Annotated in this window: 20 protein-coding genes, 1 tRNA gene and 1 riboswitch; of the genes, 10 read left to right on the top strand and 11 right to left on the bottom strand. The window is 70.1% G+C overall.

Annotation, left to right across the window (positions count from 1 at the left end; translation table 11 throughout):
* The first annotated feature begins 76 nt into the window (after positions 1 to 76).
* A tRNA-Arg gene (locus QLQ12_RS08630) sits at positions 77 to 149 on the top strand.
* Positions 150 to 183: 34 nt separating this feature from the next.
* Here the strand turns inward: QLQ12_RS08630 and QLQ12_RS08635 are convergent.
* The gene (locus QLQ12_RS08635; protein WP_282758440.1) at positions 184 to 735 is read right to left on the bottom strand and encodes a LysM peptidoglycan-binding domain-containing protein; all 552 of its coding nucleotides are present in this window, start codon (positions 733 to 735) and stop codon (positions 184 to 186) included.
* A riboswitch (cyclic di-AMP (ydaO/yuaA leader) is annotated at positions 735 to 882 on the bottom strand. (Overlaps the previous gene by 1 nt.)
* Before the next feature lie 203 nt (positions 883 to 1,085).
* On the opposite strand from QLQ12_RS08635, the gene QLQ12_RS08640 reads away from it, so the two are divergent.
* The 4 genes from QLQ12_RS08640 to QLQ12_RS08655 all read left to right on the top strand — a co-directional run bounded on the left by QLQ12_RS08640 (position 1,086) and on the right by QLQ12_RS08655 (position 4,846).
* A complete protein-coding gene (locus QLQ12_RS08640) occupies positions 1,086 to 2,324 on the top strand; it encodes a saccharopine dehydrogenase family protein (protein WP_282758442.1) in 1,239 nt (412 codons plus the stop codon).
* 113 nt (positions 2,325 to 2,437) lie between these two features.
* The gene (locus QLQ12_RS08645) at positions 2,438 to 3,040 is read left to right on the top strand and encodes a GNAT family N-acetyltransferase (protein WP_282758444.1); all 603 of its coding nucleotides are present in this window, start codon (positions 2,438 to 2,440) and stop codon (positions 3,038 to 3,040) included.
* Between the two features lie 19 nt (positions 3,041 to 3,059).
* Positions 3,060 to 4,175 carry a DNA glycosylase AlkZ-like family protein gene (locus QLQ12_RS08650; RefSeq protein ID WP_282758446.1) on the top strand — a complete coding sequence of 372 codons (1,116 nt, stop codon included), beginning with the start codon at positions 3,060 to 3,062 and terminating at the stop codon, positions 4,173 to 4,175.
* Entirely contained in the window at positions 4,172 to 4,846 is a 675-nt protein-coding gene (locus tag QLQ12_RS08655; protein ID WP_282758447.1) for an aspartate/glutamate racemase family protein, read from the top strand. Before QLQ12_RS08650 ends, QLQ12_RS08655 begins: the two co-directional genes overlap by 4 nt.
* Positions 4,847 to 4,849: 3 nt before the next feature.
* Here the strand turns inward: QLQ12_RS08655 and QLQ12_RS08660 are convergent, their stop codons facing one another.
* A complete protein-coding gene (locus QLQ12_RS08660; protein ID WP_407651436.1) occupies positions 4,850 to 5,065 on the bottom strand; it encodes a DUF397 domain-containing protein in 216 nt (71 codons plus the stop codon).
* A 300-nt stretch (positions 5,066 to 5,365) separates the two neighbouring features.
* Here QLQ12_RS08660 and QLQ12_RS08665 point away from each other — a divergent pair, with 300 nt between their 5' ends.
* A complete protein-coding gene (locus QLQ12_RS08665; protein WP_282758449.1) occupies positions 5,366 to 6,868 on the top strand; it encodes an MFS transporter in 1,503 nt (500 codons plus the stop codon).
* A 19-nt stretch (positions 6,869 to 6,887) separates the two neighbouring features.
* Here QLQ12_RS08665 and QLQ12_RS08670 read toward each other — a convergent pair whose 3' ends face one another.
* The 4 genes from QLQ12_RS08670 to QLQ12_RS08685 form a co-directional block, all read right to left on the bottom strand.
* Positions 6,888 to 7,499: a LuxR C-terminal-related transcriptional regulator gene (locus QLQ12_RS08670; protein WP_282758450.1), complete on the bottom strand. Its 612-nt coding sequence runs from the start codon at positions 7,497 to 7,499 to the stop codon at positions 6,888 to 6,890.
* 111 nt (positions 7,500 to 7,610) lie between these two features.
* Positions 7,611 to 8,510: an NAD-dependent epimerase/dehydratase family protein gene (locus QLQ12_RS08675; RefSeq protein WP_282758452.1), complete on the bottom strand. Its 900-nt coding sequence runs from the start codon at positions 8,508 to 8,510 to the stop codon at positions 7,611 to 7,613.
* Positions 8,511 to 8,754: 244 nt separating this feature from the next.
* Positions 8,755 to 10,344: a methyl-accepting chemotaxis protein gene (locus QLQ12_RS08680; protein ID WP_282758453.1), complete on the bottom strand. Its 1,590-nt coding sequence runs from the start codon at positions 10,342 to 10,344 to the stop codon at positions 8,755 to 8,757.
* 78 nt (positions 10,345 to 10,422) lie between these two features.
* Positions 10,423 to 11,373: a LacI family DNA-binding transcriptional regulator gene (locus QLQ12_RS08685; RefSeq protein WP_282758454.1), complete on the bottom strand. Its 951-nt coding sequence runs from the start codon at positions 11,371 to 11,373 to the stop codon at positions 10,423 to 10,425.
* 97 nt (positions 11,374 to 11,470) lie between these two features.
* On the opposite strand from QLQ12_RS08685, the gene QLQ12_RS08690 reads away from it, so the two are divergent.
* The 4 genes from QLQ12_RS08690 to QLQ12_RS08705 all read left to right on the top strand — a co-directional run bounded on the left by QLQ12_RS08690 (position 11,471) and on the right by QLQ12_RS08705 (position 16,351).
* A complete protein-coding gene (locus tag QLQ12_RS08690) occupies positions 11,471 to 12,388 on the top strand; it encodes a hypothetical protein (RefSeq protein ID WP_282758455.1) in 918 nt (305 codons plus the stop codon).
* 161 nt (positions 12,389 to 12,549) lie between these two features.
* The gene (ahcY, locus tag QLQ12_RS08695; RefSeq protein ID WP_282758456.1) at positions 12,550 to 14,010 is read left to right on the top strand and encodes an adenosylhomocysteinase; all 1,461 of its coding nucleotides are present in this window, start codon (positions 12,550 to 12,552) and stop codon (positions 14,008 to 14,010) included.
* 147 nt (positions 14,011 to 14,157) lie between these two features.
* Positions 14,158 to 14,706 (top strand): DUF4142 domain-containing protein, encoded by a 549-nt coding sequence (locus QLQ12_RS08700; protein WP_282758457.1) that lies wholly within the window; start codon positions 14,158 to 14,160, stop codon positions 14,704 to 14,706.
* A gap of 4 nt (positions 14,707 to 14,710) precedes the next feature.
* Positions 14,711 to 16,351 carry a Na+/H+ antiporter gene (locus QLQ12_RS08705; protein ID WP_282758458.1) on the top strand — a complete coding sequence of 547 codons (1,641 nt, stop codon included), beginning with the start codon at positions 14,711 to 14,713 and terminating at the stop codon, positions 16,349 to 16,351.
* Between the two features lie 97 nt (positions 16,352 to 16,448).
* Here the strand turns inward: QLQ12_RS08705 and QLQ12_RS08710 are convergent, their stop codons facing one another.
* Genes QLQ12_RS08710 through QLQ12_RS08730 form a run of 5 tightly spaced genes read right to left on the bottom strand, consistent with a single transcriptional unit; the run spans position 16,449 to position 22,526 of the window.
* The gene (locus tag QLQ12_RS08710) at positions 16,449 to 18,017 is read right to left on the bottom strand and encodes an ABC transporter permease (protein WP_282758459.1); all 1,569 of its coding nucleotides are present in this window, start codon (positions 18,015 to 18,017) and stop codon (positions 16,449 to 16,451) included.
* Entirely contained in the window at positions 18,014 to 18,979 is a 966-nt protein-coding gene (locus tag QLQ12_RS08715; RefSeq protein ID WP_282758461.1) for an ABC transporter ATP-binding protein, read from the bottom strand. Before QLQ12_RS08715 ends, QLQ12_RS08710 begins: the two co-directional genes overlap by 4 nt.
* Positions 18,949 to 19,596, bottom strand: coding sequence for a TetR/AcrR family transcriptional regulator (locus tag QLQ12_RS08720; protein ID WP_282758463.1), 648 nt, complete (start codon positions 19,594 to 19,596; stop codon positions 18,949 to 18,951). Before QLQ12_RS08720 ends, QLQ12_RS08715 begins: the two co-directional genes overlap by 31 nt.
* 42 nt (positions 19,597 to 19,638) lie before the next feature.
* Complete coding sequence (locus tag QLQ12_RS08725) at positions 19,639 to 20,535, bottom strand: ABC transporter substrate-binding protein (protein WP_282758464.1); 897 nt, start codon at positions 20,533 to 20,535, stop codon at positions 19,639 to 19,641.
* Complete coding sequence (locus tag QLQ12_RS08730) at positions 20,532 to 22,526, bottom strand: putative bifunctional diguanylate cyclase/phosphodiesterase (protein WP_282758465.1); 1,995 nt, start codon at positions 22,524 to 22,526, stop codon at positions 20,532 to 20,534. Before QLQ12_RS08730 ends, QLQ12_RS08725 begins: the two co-directional genes overlap by 4 nt.
* Positions 22,527 to 22,560 lie beyond the last annotated feature (34 nt).

The raw sequence follows: 22,560 nt of genomic DNA on the forward strand, positions 1-22,560 counted from the left end.
CTCAGGAAAAGGCCACCTCGGTCCGGCTTCACCTTGCGCCGGACCGAGGGGATCGACTGGTACCCTCAGGATCGTCGGGCTCGTAGCTCAGTGGATAGAGCAACCGCCTCCTAAGCGGTAGGTCGCGCGTTCAAGTCGCGCCGGGCCCACTCCCGTTCTTCAAGCCGGTTCTCCCGGCGTGGCTCACAGCTTCAGGCGCTGCCCCACCATCAGGTGGTGCGGGCTGCGCAGACTTCCCGCATTGGCCCGGTAAAGGGCACGCCACCCACCCGGAACATCGTGCCGGGCGGCGATCCTGGCCAGCGTGTCACCGGAGCGCACGACGTAGGTGCCCGACGACCTGCCGCCCCGGCCGGCCGAGACCTTGCGCGCGCCGCCGCGGGACGCGGCCTGGAAACCGTGCCGTCGCCCGCAGTGCGGCCACGCGCCGATCCCCTGCCCGCGCAGCACCCGCTCGGCGATGCTGATCTGCTCGGCCTTCGAGGCCTGGTTGGCGGTGCTCGCGTACCGCCCGCCGCCGTAGGCGCGCCAGGTGCTCCGGCTGAACTGGAGTCCCCCGTAGTACCCGTTGCCGGTGTTGATGCTCCAGTTGCCGCCGGACTCGCATCGGGCGATGGCCTCCCAGTTGATGGAGGCGGCGGCCGGTTCGGCGGGCCCGGCGAGGGCCACGCTTCCGGCGAGACCGGCAGCGATCACGACGACCGCACGATGGAGTTGTTTGCGAATCTGAACCATGAGCTCGTCCTCCACGCCTGCGAGGTCAGCTGTCGGGTTCGGGCAGAGGTGCCCGGCCGCGGGTTCGCGGCTTCACCCCGAGGCGCCGTAGCGCCGAGGAACTCTTGGGTCCCCCGCTCCATGCCTTGGGTTTGATGGAACCGTGGTCGGCGGCTGGACTCGGCGTTCCGGCCACGGTGCCCGCTCGCGCGGGCTGCCGACTTGCCGCGCTACGGTCTTGTCCGAGTCACGGCAATGGAGTTGTAGATCACAAATTAGCTGCTTTGATCTTCCTTTGTGTGGATAACGTGCTGATCTCGGCGCGCCGCAATGGATGCGCGGCGTCGATCTAGGGTGCACAATCGGCAGCCATGAGCGATCGACAGCGCGAGTTCGACGTGATCGTCTACGGCGCCTCAGGTTTCGTCGGCGTGCTGACGGCACGGCACCTCGCCGCCAGCGCGCCGGCCGGCACACGGCTCGCGCTCGGCGGGCGGTCAGCGGCGAAACTGGAGCAGGTGAAATCCCGCCTCGGCGTGGACTGGCCGATCGTGGTCGCCGACGCGGACGACGCGTCCGCCCTGGCCACGATGGCCGGCCGTACCCGCGTGGTGCTGACGACCGTCGGGCCGTACGCGAAATACGGCAGGCCACTGGCCCGCGTGTGCGCCGAGACCGGCACCGACTACGTGGACCTCACCGGTGAAGTCCTGTTCGCACGGGACAGCATCGACGAGAACCACGAGACCGCCCGGCGCACCGGCGCGCGGATCGTCCACTCCTGCGGTTTCGATTCCATTCCGTCCGATATCGGCGTTCACGTCCTGCATGCGCTCGTCAGCGCGGACGGCGAAGGCGAACTCACCGACACGACCCTCGTGGTGACCAGTCTGCGCGGCGGCTTCAGCGGCGGCACCATCGACTCGATGCGGCACCAGGTCGACGTGATGAAGAACGACGTGCGGCTGCGGAAGATCGGGGCGAGCCCGTACTCCCTCAGCCCCGACCGTGCGGCCGAACCGGAGCTCGGGCGCCAGCCGGACATGCCCACGCTCGCCGGATCCGACGTGGACCCCAGCCTGCGCGGGCACCTCGCACCGTTCGTGATGGCGTCCTACAACACCCGGGTGGTCCGGCGCAGCAACGCGCTGCGCGGCTGGGCGTACGGTCGCAAGTTCCGGTACCGCGAGGTGATGAGCGTCGGCACCTCGCCGGCCGCGCCGGTGATCGCGCTCGCCACCAAGGCGGCGCTGAACGCCCTGGTGATCGGCTTCGCGGTGCCGCCGGTGCGGTTCCTGCTGGACCGGATTCTGCCCGCCCCCGGCACCGGCCCCAGCGAGACCGCCCAGCGCAACGGTCACTTCACCATGGACATCTTCACCAAGACCACGTCCGGGGCCCGCTATCGCGCGCGGGTCAAGGCCAAAGGCGATCCGGGGTACGCCGCGACGGCCGTCATGCTCGGCGAATCAGCGCTCGCCCTGGCCCTCGACCGCGACCGGCTGCCGGAGTCCGAGGGCGGCGTCCTCACCCCGGCGACCGCGATCGGCGACGTCCTGACCGACCGCCTGCGCACCGCCGGCTTCGAGATCACCGCTCAGCGCCTCTGAACCCGTCCCGGAGCGGTGTCAGCGATCCGACCGGTGAAGGGTAAGGAATCGGGCACGGCATTCATATCGACCTCCACTAGCACCGAAGCGGGTCCTACCGGCACGATTCAAGGGTGACCGTCAGCCCGCTGCCCTACCCGCTGAGGTTGACGGGAACCGACGTCATCCTGCGGGAATGGCGCTGGGAGGATCTCGACGACCTGGTCGCCCTGCTCGACGAACCGGACATCGCCCGCTGGACGCTGATGCCCTCGCCGTTCGATGTGGAGGCCGGGCTCGCCTATCTGCGGCGGGCCCACCAGGGCCGGATCGGCGGCAGCCGCATCCAGCTCGCGATCACCGCCGACGGTGGCCGGCCGCTCGGTGAGGTGCTGCTCTTCAACGTCCGTTCCGGGCTGCACGAGGCTGAACTGGGCTATCTGGTCGGCCTGCCCTATCGCCGGCAGGGTCTCGCCTCGGCGGCGCTCTCGCTGCTCACCGGCTACGCGTTCGACACCCTGCGGCTGCGGCGGCTGCTGCTGCGGATCGACCGGGGCAACTCGGCGAGCACCTCGGTGGCACGCCGCTGCGGTTACCGTCCCGCTGCCGAGCCGCCGATCGAGCAGGATGGGCCGTACGGGCCGGCCATCCTCGACACCTGGGAATACGTGGAGAGCCGATCCGCGCCCCGAGACGATCGCCGGAAAAACGTCGCAGCCCGCCGGTACGGTCGGTAGTCAGCGAGGAGGTGTGCAGATGATCGACGTGGATCGTGCGCAGGTGATGGCGTTCCGGGTCGCCGCGCTCGGGCTGGCCGAGCGGAGCGACGCCCACCCCGCCGACCTGCCGGTGCTCGATCTGGGCGTCCAGGACTCGACACCCGACTCCACCCGGATCGCCCTCACCGCCCGCACCACCGCCGAGCCCGGCCGCACCACCGCCGAACCCGGCGATGACCGGCTGATCATCGTCTGGGGTGCGCGCGGCGCCCCGCACCTGCATCGCCGCGCCGACCTGCCGAGCCTGGTGGAGCAGTTGTGGCCGGTCTCCGACGACGACGCCGCGGCCCGCATCAAGAGCGGCCAGATCCCCGACGGGGCGCGACTCGGGCTGCGGGCCTTCACCGCGACGGCCGAGGCTTTCCGTGCGGTGGTCACCGGGCCGATGCCCCGCGGGCAGGCCAGCACCGAGGTGAGCCGCCGCGTTCCGGCCGAGCTGACCTATGACTGTAAGTCGTGCGGCGCCCGCCACATCGCCGGCAACGTGTGGCAGCACGCCGGCCTGGCCGGTGGGGTGGAGGTGCTCGCCCGGGGCAAGGACGCGAGCCTCGGCCCGATTCCGGACCCACCTCCGCTGCCGTCCGCCAACCGGGGCGTCGACCGGCTGATCGAGACCTACCTTCGCCTCCTCGGCCCGGCCGGCCCGGCCGAGGTGGCGAAATATCTGGGCAGCACGACCGCGGTGATCAAAGGGGTGTGGCCGTCCGGCCTCGCCGAGGTCCGGGTGGACGGGCGCCGAGCCTGGCTCCCGCAGCCGGAGGCCGCACGGCTGGAGTCCGTGCCGGCCCCGCATGGGGCGCGCTGGCTCCCGGCGATGGATCCGCTGCTGCAGGCACGCGACCGCGACCTGCTGGTGCCCGGCCGGGAGCGGCAGAAAGAGGTGTGGCGGATCCTCGGCAATCCGGGGGTGCTGCTGCTCGACGGCGAGATCGCCGGGGTGTGGCGGGCCCGCATGTCGGGGAGGAAGCGGGTCGACCTGACCGTGACCCCGTTCGAGAGACTGTCCAAGGCCCAGACGTCCCTGGCAGAGGAGGAGGCCGGTCAGGTGGCGCGGGCCCGGGGCGTGCCGGAGGCGCGGGTGATCTTCGAGTGACCGTCGTCGGGTTCCTGCACACCGGTGCGGTTCATGTGGCGACGTTCCACCGGCTCTTCACCGAGCTGGCCCCGCCCGGCCTGGACGACCGTCACCTGGTGGACGAGAGTCTGCTCGCCGACGCCCGGGTCGCCGGGGTGACGCCGGAACTCGCCGGACGCCTCCGCGACCGGCTGGCGGAACTGGTCGCCTCCGGGGCGGACCTGAGCGTCTGCACCTGTTCGACGATCGGCGCCGAGGCGGAGACCACGGCGGTGGGAGTGCCCGTGCTCCGGCTGGACCGGCCGATGGCCGAGGCCGCGGTGGCGGCGGGCGACCGGATCGCCGTGGTCGCGACCGTCGCGTCCACGATGGAACCGACGATGCGGCTGTTGCGGGAGACCGCCGACCGGGCCGGCCGGCCGGTCAGGCTGCTCCCGTCGCCGTGTCTCGCGGCCTGGCGACACTTCGAGGCGGGCGATCTCGACGCCTATGACGACGAGATCGCCCGGCACGTGCGGGCGATCGCCGGTGAGGCCGACGTGGTGGTGCTGGCCCAGGCCAGCATGGCCGGGGCGGCCGCGCTGCTGCCGGGTCTGCCGGTGCTGACCAGTCCGCGCGCCGCCGTGGAGGAAGCGATCCGCCAAGCGGTTGCCGGCCCCGCCTCCGGACGCACCGCACACGTCCGGTGATCGTCAGAGGTCGAACTCGCCGTCGTGCACCCCGCCGGTGAACGCCTCCCACTCGGCCCGGGTGAAGAAGAGGATCGTCGCCGGGTCGGTCGAGTTCCGCATGGCCGCGCCCCCGTCCGGCAACCGGGCGATCTCCACGTACTCTCCGCCGGACTCCCCGGACCTCAGCCACTCGGCGGACTCGGCATCGAACGTCTCGGCGTAGGTCTTCTCGCTCACGTCGCCACCTCTCGGGTTCCGGCTCCTCTCAATAAACCGCAGCCCTCGCTGGAGAGGGAGGCCGCGTTCAGGTGACATGCCGCTTCCGCTGATCCGCCCGCACCCGCTCGGACCTGGGATTACCTCGTGCGGGTCACCGTGGGTCCCGTCGGCCGCTGTCGGGTAGTCGACCCTGGCCATCAGAGCCGATCAAGCGGATCACCGCTCGGGAGACGATCGACGACGGTCGCCCCGCGCGGGGGATAGCGGTGAGCTCGCCGGGTATTGCGTGGGCAACATCACCTACATGGAGGTGCGTCCATGGCACAGACCGCGCCGGCCTCCGGGTCGGAGAGTCCGGCGAGTTCAGAGACCATCCGCAGTCTCATCCCGGCGCGCATCGACCGGCTCAGCTGGTCACCGTTCCACACCCGCATCGTCATGGCCCTGGGCACCGCCTGGGTCCTCGACGGGCTGGAGATCACCGTGGCCAGCTCGCTCGGGCCGGTGTTGTCCGAACGGGAGACGCTGAACCTGAGCAGCACGCAGGTCGGCCTGATCGCGACGGTCTATCTGCTCGGCGAGGTGTTCGGAGCGCTCTTCTTCGGCCGCCTCTCCGACGCGCTGGGGCGCAAGAACCTGTTCATCGTCACCCTCGCCGTCTACCTCACGGGCAACGCACTCACCGCCTTGACCTGGGGTAACGGTCCGGCCGCACTGGTGTTCCTGTATCTCACCCGGTTCATAGCCGGCGCCGGCATCGGCGGCGAGTACGCCGCGATCAACTCCGCGATCGACGAGATGATGCCGGCGAAGTACCGCGGCCGGGTCGACATCGGGGTGAACGGCACCTACTGGGGCGGCGCCATCATCGGCACGCTGGGCACCTACATCCTGCTCAACAATGTGGACCTGAACCTGGCGTGGCGGATCGGCTTCCTGCTCGGCCCGATCATCGGCCTGGCCATCTGGGGTCTGCGCCGGCATCTGCCGGAGAGCCCGCGCTGGCTGGTCATGCACGGCCGGGAGGCGGAGGCCGAGGAGAACATCGCCCGGATCGAGCGGGCCGCCGAGGCCTCCGGGCAGACGCTGCCGCCGCTGGACGACTCGAAGGCGATCGACATCCGGCCGACCGATCCGCACGGATACCTGTCGCTGTTGCGGGTGCTGTTCCGGCTGTACCCGGCCCGGTCGACGCTGGGCGCCACCCTCATGATCACCCAGTCGTTCCTGTACAACGCGATCTTCTTCACCTACACGCTGGTGCTGACCACCTTCTACGGCGTGGACGAGAAGGCGGCGCCGCTCTACATGGTGGCGTTCGCGGCCGGCAACCTGATCGGGCCGCTCACCATCGGGCGGCTCTTCGACACGATCGGGCGGCGCAAGATGATCGCCGGCACCTATCTGCTCTCCGGCGGCCTGCTGGCGATCACGGCCTTCCTCTTCAAAGCCGGCGCGCTGACCGCCACGACGCAGACGATCGCCTGGAGTGTGATCTTCTTCTTCGCGTCGGCGGGGGCCAGCTCGGCCTACCTGACGGTCAGCGAGATCTTCCCGCTGGAGATCCGTGCCCAGGCGATCGCGGTGTTCTTCGCGATCGCCCAGTGCTTCGGCGCGATCGGGCCGGTCTTCTACGGCGCTCTCATCGGTGAGGGCGAGGACCCGAACAAGCTCTTCCTCGGCTTCCTCATCGGCGCGGCCGTGATGGCGGTCGGCGGCATCGTCGAGGCGGTCATCGGCATCGACGCCGAGGGCAGATCCCTGGAGGACGTGGCGACACCCCTGTCGGCGGTGTCGACCCGGCCCCGCGCCACCGGCTGACGAGAACCGGCGCCGGCCTCTACAGGAGGCCGGCGCTGCCGGCTATCGCGGCCGCCTCGGTGCGGCTGGAGACGTGCATCTTCCGCAACAGGGCGGCGGTCAGGCGTTTGACCGTACGGTCGGAGACGTGCAACAGACCGGCGATGTCGCTGGTCGACGAGCCGGAGGCGATCAGCCGCAACAGCCGCCGGTCGTGTTCGTCGAGCTGCGCCGTCACCGCACGGGCGACCGGCTGCCCGGCCTGTGCCACCAGGGACGCCAGCAGCGGGACGGGCACGACCGCCCAGCCCTCCAGAGCCGCCAACAGCGGCGGGATCGCCTCGTCGCCGCGCGGCAGGATCCCGGACGCACCGGCCCGCAGCGCCTCCAGCACGGTCGTCGGGTCGTCACCCCCCGCCGTCTCTCCGGCCAGCGCCAGGATGCGGGCCTGCGGTGCGGCGGCACGGGCCGCCGCGATCGCCGGGACGCCGGCGGGCGGCATGAGATCGACGAGGATGAGATCAGGCGCGGGCTCACGCACCAACGCCGCCACGTCCGCGCCGTCCCCCGCCCCGGAGACGACGGCACGGCCCCCGCTGGCGTCGGGAAGCGACTGCTCCAGGCCACGCACCAGGGGCGCATGGCCCGACACGACGATGATCCTGATCCCGTTGCGCATACCCGCCCGATTGCCCCGGTTGCGGCGAATCATGCCTCGGGTGCCCCGGGCCGCGGCCCATCGGACCGGTGACCGCGCCCGGGATCAGCGCGGGTGGGCGGCCACGAAGTCGGCGATGTACTCGTCGAGGCGGCGTTCCGGGCTCCAGCCAAGGCTGTTCGCCTTGGTGGTGTCGGCCTGACCGCGGACCCGCTCGCCACGCCGGGCCGGGACCAGCACGGACTCGGCGCCGAAGAGCTCGGCGACCTTGGCCAGGGGCCACTCGCAGCCGGTGCCGAGCAGGTAGCCGTCGCCGGAGCCGCTGCGGGCCACGAGCACGAGGCCGCGAACGATGTCGTCGATATGGGTGAAGTCGCGCGTCTGGGTGCCGGGCGACACCACGGTCAGCGGCTCACCGGCGAGGTACTGCCGCTCGAAGATGCCGATCACCGTGGCGTACTTGCCGTCGGTGATCTGACCGGGCCCGTAGACGTTGTAGAAGTAGGCGATCGCGAAGTTCAGGCCGTACCAGTTCGCGTAGTTCTTGATGTACTCGATGTTCTTGGCCTTGGTCCACGCATAGGGGTTGAGGTTCTCGTCGTCCCCGTCGTTGCCGAACTTGGAACTCGAACCGGCGTAGATCAGTTTCGCGCCGTGCCCGGCCGTGAACTTGACCACTTCCTTGGTGCCGAGGAGGTTGAAGTCCCAGGTCAGGTCGTGGTCTTCGAAGGACTGCGGGATCCGCGAGTACTCACCGAGGTGGAAGACCATCTCGGGCACCGGAAGGCCCCGGTCCGCCCAGATCTTGGCGATGTCGGTGGTCGACCCGTCGACGTAGGTCACCCGCGGATCGTTGACGTGGTTCGCCGGGGTGCCGGTGAAGTAGTTGTCCAGCGAGACGACGGCAGCGTCCGGGTAGTCGTTCAGCAATGACCTGATCAAGGCGCCGCCGACAAATCCGGCACCACCGGTGACCAACAGGGTTCGGCTCAACGTACTTCCCATCTTCCGGTCCGCGCAGCGCCGACCAGGCTACCTAAGCCGGGCTTCGGGAACCCAACTGCTCACACCGCTATTACCCGCAGCGGCCGTGGCGACACTCTGTGGTCGCCCCGGCCCGGGGGATCGGGGTATTGATTAACCGTTGCGGGGATGGCGGCGGCGACACGACCGGTGGACGGTGGTTCGTGACTCCGGTGTGGAAGAACGGCTTGGTGATCACGGCACGTCCTCCCGGTCCTCCGAGGTTTCAGAGCTTGAACCTGTCGACGATCCGGCGCAGATCGGTGGACATGCCGGCCAGGTGAGTCGCGGCGCGGTCCGCCTCGGCCACCCCGGTCGTGGTCTGCTGCACCGACGCGGCGACCGCGTTGATGGTGCCGGCGACCCGGGAGCCGGCATCGGCGGCCTCGTTGACGTTGCGGCTCATCTCGTTCGTCGTCACGGTCTGTTCCTCCACCGCGGAGGCGATCGTGGTCTGGAACTCGTTGATCCGCCCGATGATCGCGCTGATCTCCTCGATGGCCGCGACCGCGCCCGCGGTGTCAGCCTGGATCGCGGCCACCCGCTGCCCGATGTCCTCGGTCGCCCGGGCGGTCTCCTGGGACAGCTCCTTGACCTCGGACGCCACGACAGCGAAGCCCTTGCCCAGCTCACCGGCCCGGGCCGCCTCGATGGTGGCGTTCAGGGCGAGCAGGTTGGTCTGCTCGGCGATCGCGGTGATCGCCTTCACCACGGTGTCGATCTGCGCCGACGAGTCGCCCAGCTTGGCCATCACCGCGCTGGTGTTCGCGGTGACCTCGACCGCGCGCTGCGCCACATGGACGGCCTGGGTGGCGCTCTCGCTGATCTCCCGGATCGAGGCGCCCATCTCGTCGGCGCCGGCCGCGACCGTCTGGATGTTCACCGACATGGTGGCGGCCGAGTCAGCCACCTCGGCGGCCTGCCGAGCACCCTGGTGGGCGCTGTCGGTGCTCCGCCGGCTGGTGTCGGCGAGCGTTCCGGCCTCGGTGGCCAGCCCCTCCGAGTGGGCGGTCAGATCGGTGACGGTCTGCCGCAGCGTGCCGGTGGCCCGGCGCAGGGAGTCGGCCATGTGGCCCAGTTCGTCCCGCTGATGCACGTCCGGGTCACCGGTCAGATCACCCTCGGCCACCTGGTCCAGCACCGCGCCGACCCGGTGCAGCGGACGGACGATCAGCCGGCCCACGTAGAGCGCGGCGCCGACCCCCAGCAGCAGGGCGGTCACCAGCGCGGCGATGATCCCGGCACGGGTGGCCGACACCGTGGCGTCGAAGTCCTGGCCCTTCAGCAGGGCCGCGTCGGCTTGCTCGATCTCGGCGGTGAGCAGGCCCTCGTACGTCTTGCGCAGGTCCCGGTTGTCGCCGAAGGCCACCTCGACGGCGTCCTTGGGCTTCACCTCGAAGAGGGCGAACTCCTGCTCCAGGGCGGTGAACCAGGCGTCGGTGGCGGCCTGGATCGCGTCGACCCGGGCCACCGCCCCGGCGTCGGCGGCGACCGACCGCGCCCCCTCCAGCGCGGCGTCCACCTTCTCCTGGCGCTTGAGCGCCTCGTCCCGGAAATCGGCCTCGCCGGCGATCAGGAATCCACGCTCGTCGTTCGCCGCGGCCTTCGCCGTCAGCGCGGCCGAGTTCAGATTCTGGCCGTACGGCAGCACCCGGGCGATCTCCTCGCTCCGGGTGCTCTGCAGTTCGGAGATGCCGGCGAGGCTCAGCGCACCGGTCGCGACGGTCCCCGCTATCGCCACCCCGGCGACCGCGAGCACCTTGGTGGAAACCCGACGGTCCCGGCACCACTGCCCAAGCCCACGACTACCGGCCATCTCGTTTCCTTCTCTCACTGGTGATACAAGTCCATCGGTGCCGGAGAGCCGGAAATGAGTTTCGAGAGGATGAAAACTTCAGAACGCCGCAGGCGGTACGTTGAACGGCGTGATCACGTGCACCGCCGACGGGTGCGAGCGGATCGGCCCGGGCAGCACGCCCTGAGCCCGCAGGATCGCCTGGCAGGCATGCCGCAGGTCGGCCCGCAGATCCTGGTGCAGGACCGCCGAGATGCGGTGCTCCCGCAGCAGATCGGCGTTCTCCTGGTCCAGGCCGTGCGCGACGAACACGTCATAGTTGCGGCGCTCCGCGGCGAAGGCCGACACCACGGCCGCGTTGCCGCGGGTCCCGGCCGAATAGACGGCCCGGATCGAGGGATTCGCGGCGAGGACGGCTCGCAGTGGCCCCGCCTCGGAACTGCCGGCCGTGAGCAGCCGCCGGGACGGCAGGACCGAGCGGAACCCCTCCTCCCGCTCGCCCCGGCCGTTGATCAGCAGCACGTCGCCGGCCCGGTCCGCGAGCAGCCGGCCGACCAGGTACGCCGCGGTGGCGCCGGAGTCGAAGCCGTCCACGCCGACGTGCGCGATCCGCTTGCCCGCCGGCAGGTCGTGGTTGAGCGTGACCACCGGGACACCGAGCCGGGACACCGCCTCGGCGACCTCCGGCGCGGGCGGGGCCAGCAGGATCAGCCCGTGCGAGCGGGACCGGCCGACCCGGTCGAGGGCCGCCACCGGGTCGTCGGTCAGGTGTGGCCGGGTGCGCACCGGCACCGGGGCGAACTCCGGCACCTCGGCCTCGCACGCGGCCCGGACGGCGGCGCCGAACCGGCGGGAGGTCCGCAGCACCACGTCGATCACGAACGGGCGGCCGGACTGCGACTGCTGGCGGTCCAGGTCGGCGATGGCCTGGTGCACCGCGCGGGCGGTGCTGTCCCGGACCCCGCCCCGGCTGTGCAGCACACGGTCCACAGTGGCCGGGCTCAGGCCGGCCCGCGCGGCTATCTCCCGGATCCGGTACGGGTGCTTCACGCCGTACAGAATGATGGGATTCTGAGGTCTTATGGAAGGTCTTTGATGTTTTCTCGCCCCTTCGCGTGACTCTTCGAACCCGCGCTACGCTGCGTCCGTGCGCGTGACCTCCCGCAAGAAGGAGCACGGCGTCGAGGTCTACGACGCCGGCCTCAACCTGGTCCGGGTCTTCCCGGTGCCGCCACGGAGCACCTACCGGGAGCCGGGGAGCGAGGGCCACGCCGTCACCCGCTCACTCGACCGGCTGGTCTATGCGACGGACACCGCCGTGCTGCGCGTCGACCCGGACGGCCACGAGGATTGGCGCTTCGAGCTCGGCGAGCGCGGGCCGAACCGCGGCGTCGCCTACACCGACGTCGCGCTGTCCGCCGACGAGACCCTGGTCTGGGTGTACGCCCCGAACACGATGGCCGACCGGTCCCGGCCTGATGAGTGGATCCTGCTGGACGCGGCCACCGGAGTGCCGCGCGCCCGGCACGAACTCACGACGACCGGGCACGGAGGCGACCAGTTCCCGCTGAGAGACGGGCGGATGCTGCTGGAGGTGGGCGAGGGCCAGGACGGCATCAGCATCTTCCTGGCCGGGCCGGACACATCACCGCGCGAGTACGGGTGGGGCGACCGCTCGCTGATCTCGGTCTCCCCGGACGAGTCGCGGTTCATGACCGTCGACCACGATCAGGAGGACATGCGGATCCACGACTTTCCCAGCGGGGAGGTCCAGCTCCGGTTCACGGTGTCCGACTTCGGGTTCGCCCCGCGCGACGAGGTGTACTTCGAGTGGAACGGCGGCTTCCTCGACGAGCACACCGCCATCGCCGTCCTCGGTGGCGTCAACGATCAAGCGGAGAGTGAGGACGAGGAGGAGTGGTGGCAGCACTTCCGGATCGACGTCCGCACCGGCGAGGTTCTCGGAGAACTCAACGTCACCACCATCGACCAGTACGACCTTCAGGTGCTGGGTGACGGAACGTACATGATCACTGATACCGACGGAACGCTGCATCGGATGTGATCTTGCGACTGACGGGCTAAGCTGGATCCCGGCTTAGCCGAGAGGCGCTGCAACGGATCGCGTTGCCGAGAAACACTTTCGGACAACACGCGGATCCGCCACGCTCGGCCGGGTTTTCATGACGCAAGGGCGCCTTCCTGAGAGGGAGGGCCCTCTTTTTCATGAGTGACAAACTTCAATCCATCAACGGTCTCGACTTCGCGGTGGCCGACCTGAGCCTGGCCGAGGCCGGCCGTCACCAGCTGCGTCTCGCCGAGCACGAGATGCCCGGCCTGATGTCGCTGCGCAAGGAGTTCGGCGACAGCAAGCCGCTGCGCGGCGCCCGGATCGCCGGCTCGCTGCACATGACCGTGCAGACCGCCGTCCTGATCGAGACGCTGGTCGCGCTCGGCGCCGAGGTGCGCTGGGTGTCCTGCAACATCTTCTCCACCCAGGACGAGGCCGCCGCCGCCACCGTCGTCGGCCCGACCGGCACGGTCGACGCCCCCGCCGGCGTCCCGGTCTTCGCCTGGAAGGGCGAGACGCTGGAGGAGTACTGGTGGGCCACCATGCGCCTGTTCGAGTTCAGCGACGGCCAGGGCCCGAACATGATCCTCGACGACGGCGGTGACGCCACCCTGCTCGTGCACAAGGGTGTCGAGTTCGAGGCGGCCGGCGCGGTGCCGCAGACCACCGAGGCCGACAACCACGAGTACTCGATCATCCTCGAGACGCTGCGCGGCAGCCTCGCCGCGGACAAGCAGCGGTTCACCAAGATCGCGGCCGAGATCAAGGGTGTCACCGAGGAGACCACCACCGGTGTGGCCCGGCTCTACAAGCTGGCCAAGGAGGGCACCCTGCTCTTCCCGGCGATCAACGTCAACGACGCGGTCACCAAGAGCAAGTTCGACAACAAGTACGGCATCCGCCACTCGCTGGTCGACGGGCTCAACCGCGCGACCGACGTGATGCTCGGTGGCAAGCTGGCCGTGGTCTGCGGTTACGGCGACGTCGGCAAGGGCTCGGCGGAGACGCTGCGTGGCCAGGGCGCCCGCGTCGTCGTCACCGAGGTCGACCCGATCTGCGCGCTGCAGGCGGCGATGGACGGCATGCAGGTCGTCCGGCTCGAGGACGTCGTCGGTGAGGCCGACATCTTCATCACCACCACCGGCGGCACCGACATCATCACCGTCGAGCACCTGTCGGCGATGAAGCACAACGCGATCGTCGGCAACGTCGGTCACTTCGATGACGAGATCGACATGGCCGGCCTGGCCAAGGTCGCCGGCATCGAGAAGGTCGAGATCAAGCCGCAGGTCCACGAGTGGCGCTTCCCGGACGGCCACTCGGTGATCATCCTCTCCGAGGGCCGGCTGATGAACCTGGGCAACGCGACCGGTCACCCGAGCTTCGTGATGTCGAACTCGTTCACCAACCAGGTGATGGCCCAGATCGAGCTGTGGGTCCGCCCGGAGGCGTACGAGAAGCAGGTCTACGTCCTGCCGAAGCACCTGGACGAGAAGGTGGCCCGGCTGCACCTGGACGCGCTCGGCGTCCGCCTCACCACCCTCACCAAGAAGCAGGCGGAATACCTGGGCGTGGACGTCGAGGGCCCGTTCAAGCCGGAGCACTACCGCTACTGATCCGCACAGCACCACAGCACCACAGCCGCGCCCGGTCGTCTTTCTGATGGCCGGGCGCGTCCCGTGCACCGTTCGGGTAAGCCGCACGAATGTCCGGCTTGCCCCACTTATGATGCGATCATGTCTTTCCGTCACAAGGTTTTTACGTTGGGTATCACCGCGCTGGTGACCCTCCCGGCCGGCCCCGCGACGGCGGTCCCGTCCCGGCCGGCGGCCCCTCACAGCACGATCGCGGCCGCCCGCCCGGCCAGCCCCGAAGCCGAGTTCCTGATCGCCGTGCACCAGGGCAACCTGGCCCAGATCGCGGCGGGCAGACTGGCCGCCCGCAAGAGCGGCGACAAGGCCGTCCGCAAACTCGGCAAGCGCTTCGCGGCCTTCCACAAGAAGCTGGACTCCCAGGTCAAGAGGGTGGCGAAGAGCCTGGACGTGCGCCTTCCACAGGGACCGAACTCCGAACAGGTCGAACTCGCCGGGCAGTACGTGGCCACTCCCGCAGCCCTGTTCGACGCCTTCTTCGTCGAGACCCAGCTCTCCGGGTACGAGCGGGCCTCCCGGCTCGCCGGCCTCTTTCTGAAGACCAGCACCGACCCCTCGGTCCGCGCGATCATCGAGAAGGCCGGGCCGGTGATCGAGGAGAATCTGGCCGCGTTGACCGCAGCCCGCAACCGTCTGGCTTCGGAGCAGCCGCGACAATGATCGAATGACCTACGAGGAGATCCTTCTGTTCGGCCTGGCCGCGGTTGGGGTGATCATCGTGGTCCATTGGGTCACGGAGAAGACCGGCCTCCCCGCCGCTGTTCTGCTCACCTTGGTCGGCATCACCTACTCGTACATGCCGGGGCCCAACATCCCGCTGGACGAGCACTTCATTCTCATGTTCGTTCTGCCGCCCCTGCTCTACAACGCGGCGCTGGACTCATCACTGCTCGACATACGACGCAACATGCGCACCGTGATCAGCCTCTCAGTGGTGCTGGTGCTGGTCACCGCGATGCTGATCGGCCTCGGCTTCTCGCTCTGGGTGACCGGGGCCACCCTCGCCGCCGGTGTCGCGCTGGGTGCGGCGGTGGCGCCGCCGGACCCGGTCGCGGCCCTCGCCGTCGGCCGCAAGGCGGGACTGCCCGGCAAGCTGATCACCCTGATCCAGGGTGAGGGCCTGCTCAACGACGCGACCGCGCTGACTCTGCTCACCGTGGCGATCGCCGCCCATGAGAAGAACAACTTCTCCTTCGAGAGCGCGGTCGGCCGGTTCGTCGTCTCGGCCGTCGGTGGCGTGCTCATCGGTGTCGCGGTCGCCTACATCGTGCGGTTCCTGAAGCCGCTGCGAGCCGACCCGCTCAGCGCCAACGCCCTGTCGATCATCACGCCGCTGGCCGCCTTCACGGTGGCCGAACACCTGACGCTCTCCGGTGTGCTCGCGGTCGTGGTGGCGGGTCTCATGGTCGGTCACGACACCCCGCGGTACACCACCGGCGCCAGCCGCCTGCAGACCGCCGCCGTCTGGCGGCTGATCGACTTCCTGCTGGAAGGTGTGGTCTTCCTGCTGATCGGTCAGCAGGTGCGCGAGATCATCGAAGGGCTCGACCGGTACACGTGGACCCAGATCACCATCGCCCTTTCCGTCACACTCGGCGTGGTTCTGCTGGTCCGCCCGCTGTGGCTGATCGTCACCCAGCTCCTGCCGCGCCAGCTGCACCTGCGCCTCGGTGGGCAGCAGGACGACGACGACGTGGACTCCCGCAAGGAGGAGCCGCTCTCCGGCCGGGAGGTGACCGCTCTGAGCTGGGCCGGCACCCGCGGCGTGATCACCCTGGCGGCGATCTTCATCATCCCGCCGGAGCCGTACTTCCCCAACCAGAAGCTGCTGGTCTTCTGCGCCCTCGTGGTCGTGCTGGTCACCCTGGTCGGGCAGGGTCTCACCTTCGCCCCGCTGGTCCGCTGGCTGGGTCTGCGCGCCAACCAGACCGACAAGGCGAAGCTGCGCAACGAGGCCCGCTCGGCCGCGGTGGTGGCCGCGCTCAACCGGCTCGACGACATCCAGGACGAGCAGCACGACAACGTCGAGGACGAGGCCATCGAGACCATGCGCAAGCAGCTCGAGATCCGTCTGGACCGTTACCGCCGTCGACTCGACCTGCTGGAACAGGTCGAGTCGAGCGAGGTGCCGCAGTCACCGCAGTACGAGGCGGCCCTGATGGTCCGCCAGGCGGTGATCGACGCCGAGCGTGAGGAGTTGCTGCGCTGGCGCGACGCCGGCCGCCTGAACGACGACAGCCTCAGAGTCCTCAACCGAGAGCTAGACCACGAGGAACTAATCCTGCCAAAACGAGGCAGCCACTAACTCTCGCCCACCTCTGACCTCCGCGATCTTGTGGAATTTGCCCGGAACGGTGCGGCAAATTTCCACAAGATCGCGGCTGGGAGGGGTGAGGTGGGGATTAGGCGGGGATGTCGCGGCGGTGTAGGGCTAGCAAGCCGGCGCTGGCCAGGGCGGCTGCCACCAAGGTCAACATCATGAGGGGTACGGCGGTGAAGTCCGCCGACAGGTGCGGCACATGGGTGAACGGCGACACGTCGAGCACCCATTGGTCGAGTTCCAGCAGCGGCCCGGCCAGCATCAGCACCAGACATCCGGTGACTGCCGCCCACGCCAGCGCGGCCTGCCGGGGAAGCACCCCGACCAGCAGCATCGTCACACCGGCCAGCACCCAGACCGCCGGCAACTGTGCCATCGCCGAGCGCAGCACCCGGCCGTTGTCCCCCTGCACGAGGCCGGCGAACAGCCCTTCGGCGAGCAGCGCCGCAGCCGGGCCCAGCAGGGTGAAGAGCAGGTGACCGGCGGCCCAGGCCCACCGGCTCACGTCGGTGCTGAGCAGCGCCTCGGCATGGCCGCTCTGCTCCTCGTCACGCATCCGCAGCGCGGCCTGCACCGCGTAACAGGCGGCGATCACACCGCAGACCTGCGCGATCGTGCCGAAGTAGGCGTCGGACATGGTGTCGGCCCCGCCGAGCCGCCCGAACATCTCCCCCACCCCGGCCGAGTCCTCGGCGATCTGCACCGCGCTGTCGCCCACCAGGCCGAAGATCAGGCCGAGCGCGGCGAACCCGGCGGTCCAGCCGAACAGCAGGCCACGGTGCAGCCGCCAGGCCAGCGCCACCGGTGAGCGCAGGGACGCCGCGGCCGTCGCCGGCCCGAGCCGTCCGGCGAGAAGACCTCCGCCGACGTCACGGCGGGTCAGGAGGTACGCCGAGGCGGCCACCGTGATCACCGTCAGAGCGACCGCCGGCAACGCGAGCCACCAGTCGTCGGTCCCGAACGGGAAGACCCGGTGCGCCCAGCCGATCGGCGACAGCCAGGCCAGCCACTCCAGCCGCCCGCTGCCGAGCGCCGAGATGTCCCCGCCCAGCCGCAGCACGTAGGCCCCGCCCAGGACCAGCACCGCGATCGAACGGGCGGTGCGGGCACTGCTGCTGAGCTGCGCCGCGACCGCTCCGACGCCGGCGAAGACCCAGCCGCTGACCGCGAACACCACGCCCAGCGCGACCGATCCGCCCGCCGGCAGCCCTTTGCCGATCAGGGTGACCGCGACGACCACACCCATGACCGTGCTCGCCGCGACGGTGGCGAGCAGAGCGGCGGCCAGCGGCGCGAACCTGCCGACCACGGTGGCCCGGATCAGCTCGAGACGCCCGGTCTCCTCGTCGGCCCGGGTGTGCCGGATGACGGTGAGCAGCGCGGCGAGCCCGACCAGGACCGGAACGAACCCGCCCCGCCACACCGTCAGCTCGCCGATGCTGTCGCCGTGGAGCGGGCCGTAGAGTGCCACGAACCCGGCGTTGCCGGCGCTGAGCCGGGCGTAGTCGGAACGCTCCCGCACGGTCGCGAACAGCGTGTCGAAACCGGTGACATAGGTGTAGGGCAGCAGCCCGAGGCCCAGCACCCACAGCGGCATGACGAACCGGTCACGCCGCAGGACGAGCCGCAGCAGCCGCAGAGTGCCGGTCATCGCACGCCCTCCGCGTCTCGCGTCGTGCCATCCGCGTCCCGGGCCGCGCTTGCAGTGTCTCGGGCCGTGCTTTCGGTGTCTCGGGCATAGTGCCGCAGGAACAGTTCCTCCAGTGACGGCGGCTGGCTGACCAGGCTGCGCACCCCGGCCGCGACCAGCGACCGCAACGCGGGTTCCAGGCCGTCGGCGTCGACGTCGAACGCCACCCGGCCGTCCTCGGCGGTCAGGCCGTGCACTCCGGTGATGGCGGCCAGCCCGTCCACCGGACCGGCCAGTTCGGCCCGGATCGTGGTGCGGGTCAGATGCCGCAGGTCGGCGAGGGTGCCGCTCTCCACCGCCCGGCCGGCCCGGATGATGGTCAGCCGGTCACAGAGCGCCTCGACCTCGGACAGGATGTGGCTGGACAGCAGGACCGTACGGTCGCCGCGTCTCTTCTCCTGAAGGATCAGGTCCCGGAAGACCGCCTCCATCAGCGGGTCCAGCCCGGAGGTCGGCTCGTCGAGGATGAGCAGTTCCACATCGGAGGCGAGCGCCGCGACCAGCGCCACCTTCTGCCGGTTGCCCTTGGAGTAGGCCCGGCCCTTCTTCCGCGGGTCGAGCTCGAACCGCTCGATCAGGTCGTCGCGGCGTTTCCGGTCAAGGCCGCCACGCAGCCGGCCGAGCAGGTCGATCACCTCGCCGCCGGTGAGGTTGGGCCAGAACGTGACGTCGCCGGGCACGTAGGCCAGGCGGCGGTGCAGCGCCGTCGCGTCGGCCCACGGGTCGCCGCCGAGCAGCCGGGCCGACCCGCCGTCGGGCCGCATCAGCCCGAGCAGGACGCGGATCGTGGTGGTCTTGCCGGCCCCGTTCGGCCCCAGGAAGCCGTGCACCTCGCCGGCGCGGACCCGCAGGTCCAGGCCGTCCAGAGCGGTGACCGCCCCGAACCGTTTGATCAGTCCTTCGACATCGATGGCATCCGCCATGACCTCTCGTCTCCCGTCAACGAGTCACCTAGCCGGTCCAGTTCTTTGAGTGTCTGGCCGGCCTGCTCAGGAGTGAGGAGTGGTTGGGCGAAGATCTCCACGGAGGCCCGGATCATGCGCAGGTAACCGGGAACCTCCCCGACGTCCTCGCCGAGGACGGCCGAGAGCTGGTCGCGCATCAGGAACATGCCCATCTTCATGGCGCCGAGGACGGCCGCGTAGGCCCGCGGGTCGGACGCCTCCAGGTGAGTGGTCGCCAGCCAGCGCTCGCCGTGCTCGACCGCCTGCGCGAACATGGCGGAGCCGCGCGGCGAACCGTCCATCAGGGACCGGACCAGATATTGCTGGAGAGCCATCGCCTCGGGGGCGAGCGCGCCGACCGCCTGGCTCTCGGTGAACCGCATCTGGATCTGCGCGATCTGGCCCATCGCGAACTCGTCGCAGGCGTCGCGCAGCCCCTCCTTGGACCCGAAGTGGTGCCGGAGCAGGCCCGAGGAGACGCCGGCGGCCTGGGCGATGTCCCGGATCGTGGCGCCGGCGATGCCGCGCTCGGTGAAGAGCGCGATCGCGGCGTCCCGGATGCGGGCTCGGGCGGTCAGATCGTTACCACTACTCACCCGTGTAGCGTACTACACAGGCGTGTAGCCGAGCATATATTTCTATGCGCCGTTGACCATCGCCGCGGGCACCCGGCTCGCGGACAGCTCCCACCGGGCCAGCAGATCGGCGTAGACGCCGGAGTCGATCAGCCGCTGCAGGGCGTCCCGCAGGCAGTCCCGCAGGGCGGTGTTGTCCTTGGCGACCGCGATGCCGAAGAGCACCCTCTCGTACTGGTGATCCGATGCGAGCTGGAAGAAGGCGCTGGTCCGCTCGTCGGTCGCCACGAACGACGCCGGCGGGTAATCCTGCAGCACCGCCGCGACCCGTCCGGTCCGCAACTCCACCAGGACATCGGCGTTCGTCGCCACGCTCCGGATCGTCAGCCCCCGGTCACCGCACTCCGTGCGCAAGCGGATCAGCATCTCCTCCTGGAAGGTGCCCTGCTCGGTGGCGGCCGACCGGCCGCAGAGGTCCGCGAGTTCGGTGATGCTGCCCGGGTTGCCCCGCTGCACCAGGATCGACGTGCCGGTGGAGAGGTAGTTGACGAAGTCCGCCTTGGCCCGCCGCTCCTCGGTGTCGGTCATCGACGACAGCACCCCGTCGTAGACGCCGGCCCCGACGTCGTCCAGGGCCGTGCTGAAGGAGCCCATCACCATCTCGGTACGGACGCCGAGAACCTGCCCGAGCGCGACGGCCAGATCCGGCTCGAAGCCGATGATGGTGCGACCGTCCGCGGCGAAGTACTCCATCGGCGCGTAACTGGCGTCGGTCACCAACCGCAGGAAGCCTTTCGCCCGCACCTGCTCCGGCAGCCGGGCGTGCAGCGCGTCGTCCTTGGTCACCGAGGCGACCTCGTCCAGCCCACCGCCCTCGGCGGCCGGCTCGGCACGCGTGCAGCCGCCGGCCCCGAGCAGGGCGGCGATGCCGAGGACGACGATGCTACGGCGCAGAGTCATCTGCTGGCCCTTTCGGTGTCGATCACAGTGGGTACGGCGAAGGTCGGGGCGACCTGCGGCCACGGCGCCGGGCGCCCGATCAGGTATCCCTGCGCCTCGTCACAGCCGGCCTCGATCAGCCAGCGGTACACCTCGGCCGTCTCGACGCCCTCGGCGGTGACCCGGCTGCCCAGGCCGTGCGCCAGCGCGATCACCGAGCGGACGATGGCCCGGCTCTGCGGGTCGTCCGCGACGTCCTTGACGAACGCCCGGTCGATCTTGATCTCGGTGACCGGCAGGCCCCGAAGATGGGAGAGGCTGGTGTAACCGGCCCCGAAGTCGTCGATCGAGATGCCGACCCCGAGGGCCGCCACCTCCCCGATCGCCCGTTCGACGGTCTCCACGTCTCCGGCCAGCGCGGTCTCGGTGATCTCCAGGACCAGCCGCTGCGGGGCCGTGCCGGCCTCCGCCAGCAGGGCGGCGACGAGGGCGGGGAAGCCCGGCGCCTCGAGGTTGCGAGCCGACACGTTCACCGACACGGCCCAGGACTGCCCGGCGGCGGTCCAGCCGAGCTGGTCGGCCAGAGCCCGGCGCAACACCCACTCGGTGAGCGGAACGATCAGCCCCGAGTGCTCGGCGGCCGGAAGGAAATCGCCCGGCGGCACGAGCCCGCGCTGCGGGTGCTGCCAGCGGACCAGGGCCTCCAGCGCGTGTACGTCGCCGTCGGTCACCCCGACCTTGGGCTGGTAGTGCAGGATCAGCTCGTCGCGTTCCAGGGCGTGCCGCAGCTCGGCCTGCACGACCAGCCACTGGTGCGGGTGCCCGGCCCCCTCGCCGGAATAGACGACGACGTCGACGGTGCCCCGCTTGCCCTGGTACATCGCGATGTCCGCGCGCTGCTTCAGCTCCTGCAGCTGACTGCCGTGCTCCGGGTAGAGCGCGATGCCGAAACTCGCCTCGATGCTCAGCGGCACACCGTCCAGCACCGTCTCCTCGGCGAGCCGGTCCCGCACCCTCTCCATCAGGGCGACCGCCTCCGCGCTGTCGAGGCCGGGGAGGAGCAGCGCGAACTCGTCGCCGCCGAGCCGGGCCAGGATGTCCTCACGCCCGAGCACCGACCGGAACCGCTGCGACACCACCCGCAGCAGCTCGTCGCCGGCGTGATGGCCCAGGGTGTCGTTGACCTCCTTGAAACGGTTGAGGTCGACGAGCACCACCGCGCCGTGGCCGCCGTCGCGGGCCGCCCGGTCCAGCCGCGCCTCCGCCCAGGTGCGGAACGCGGTGCGGTTCGGCAGCCCGGTCAGCGCGTCGTGCAGGGCGTTGTGCCGCTGGTCGGCGGCGTACCGGCGCAGCGAACGGGTGATCCACCAGGCCAGCAGCGCGAGCACCAGGTAGAGGGCGGCCAGACCGGCGCCGATCCGCCAGTAGGTGTGCTCGACCTGCGCCTGCAGGCGATCCGCGATCTTCTGGTACGGCAGGTACACCTCGATCACGCCGATCGACTGACCGGTCGCGCTGGCGAGCATCGGCTGCATCACCCGGATGGTCTGGGTGCGGCCGGTGATCACGCGGGCCCGTGCCTCACCGTTCGCGGCGGCCAGGAAATCAGGATCCGACACGGGTACGCCACTGCTGGTCGACCCGTCGTCGGAGAAGATGACCCGCCCGCTGAAACCGCGCAGCCGCAGGTGCTGCACCGACCCGTTGTAGACGGCCAACCGGGTGGCCTCCCGCATCCGGTCGTGCTGCTCCTGGGTGAGGCCCCGGCGGCTCAGGTCGTCACTGCCGAACGCTGGGGAGTCCTCGCTGTTCAGGGCTGGTGCGATCACCATCTGGGTGATGACGTCGGCCTGGGCCAGGCCCTGGGCGCGGCCCTGCTCGGCCGCCGCCCGGCTGTAGTCCTGCGACACGAGCGCCCCGAGCGCGACCACCGGGACGAGGCTGGCCGCCGCGAAGGTCGCGAACAGGCGGGAGGTGCTCCGCACTGGCGGCCGGGCCCGGCGTTTCCACATGTGAAACTGATCGACGCCGAGCGCCGGGCCTTGA

Source organism: Actinoplanes sandaracinus (assembly GCF_030009775.1).
In the GTDB taxonomy this organism is placed as follows: Bacteria; Actinomycetota; Actinomycetes; order Mycobacteriales; family Micromonosporaceae; genus Actinoplanes; species Actinoplanes sandaracinus.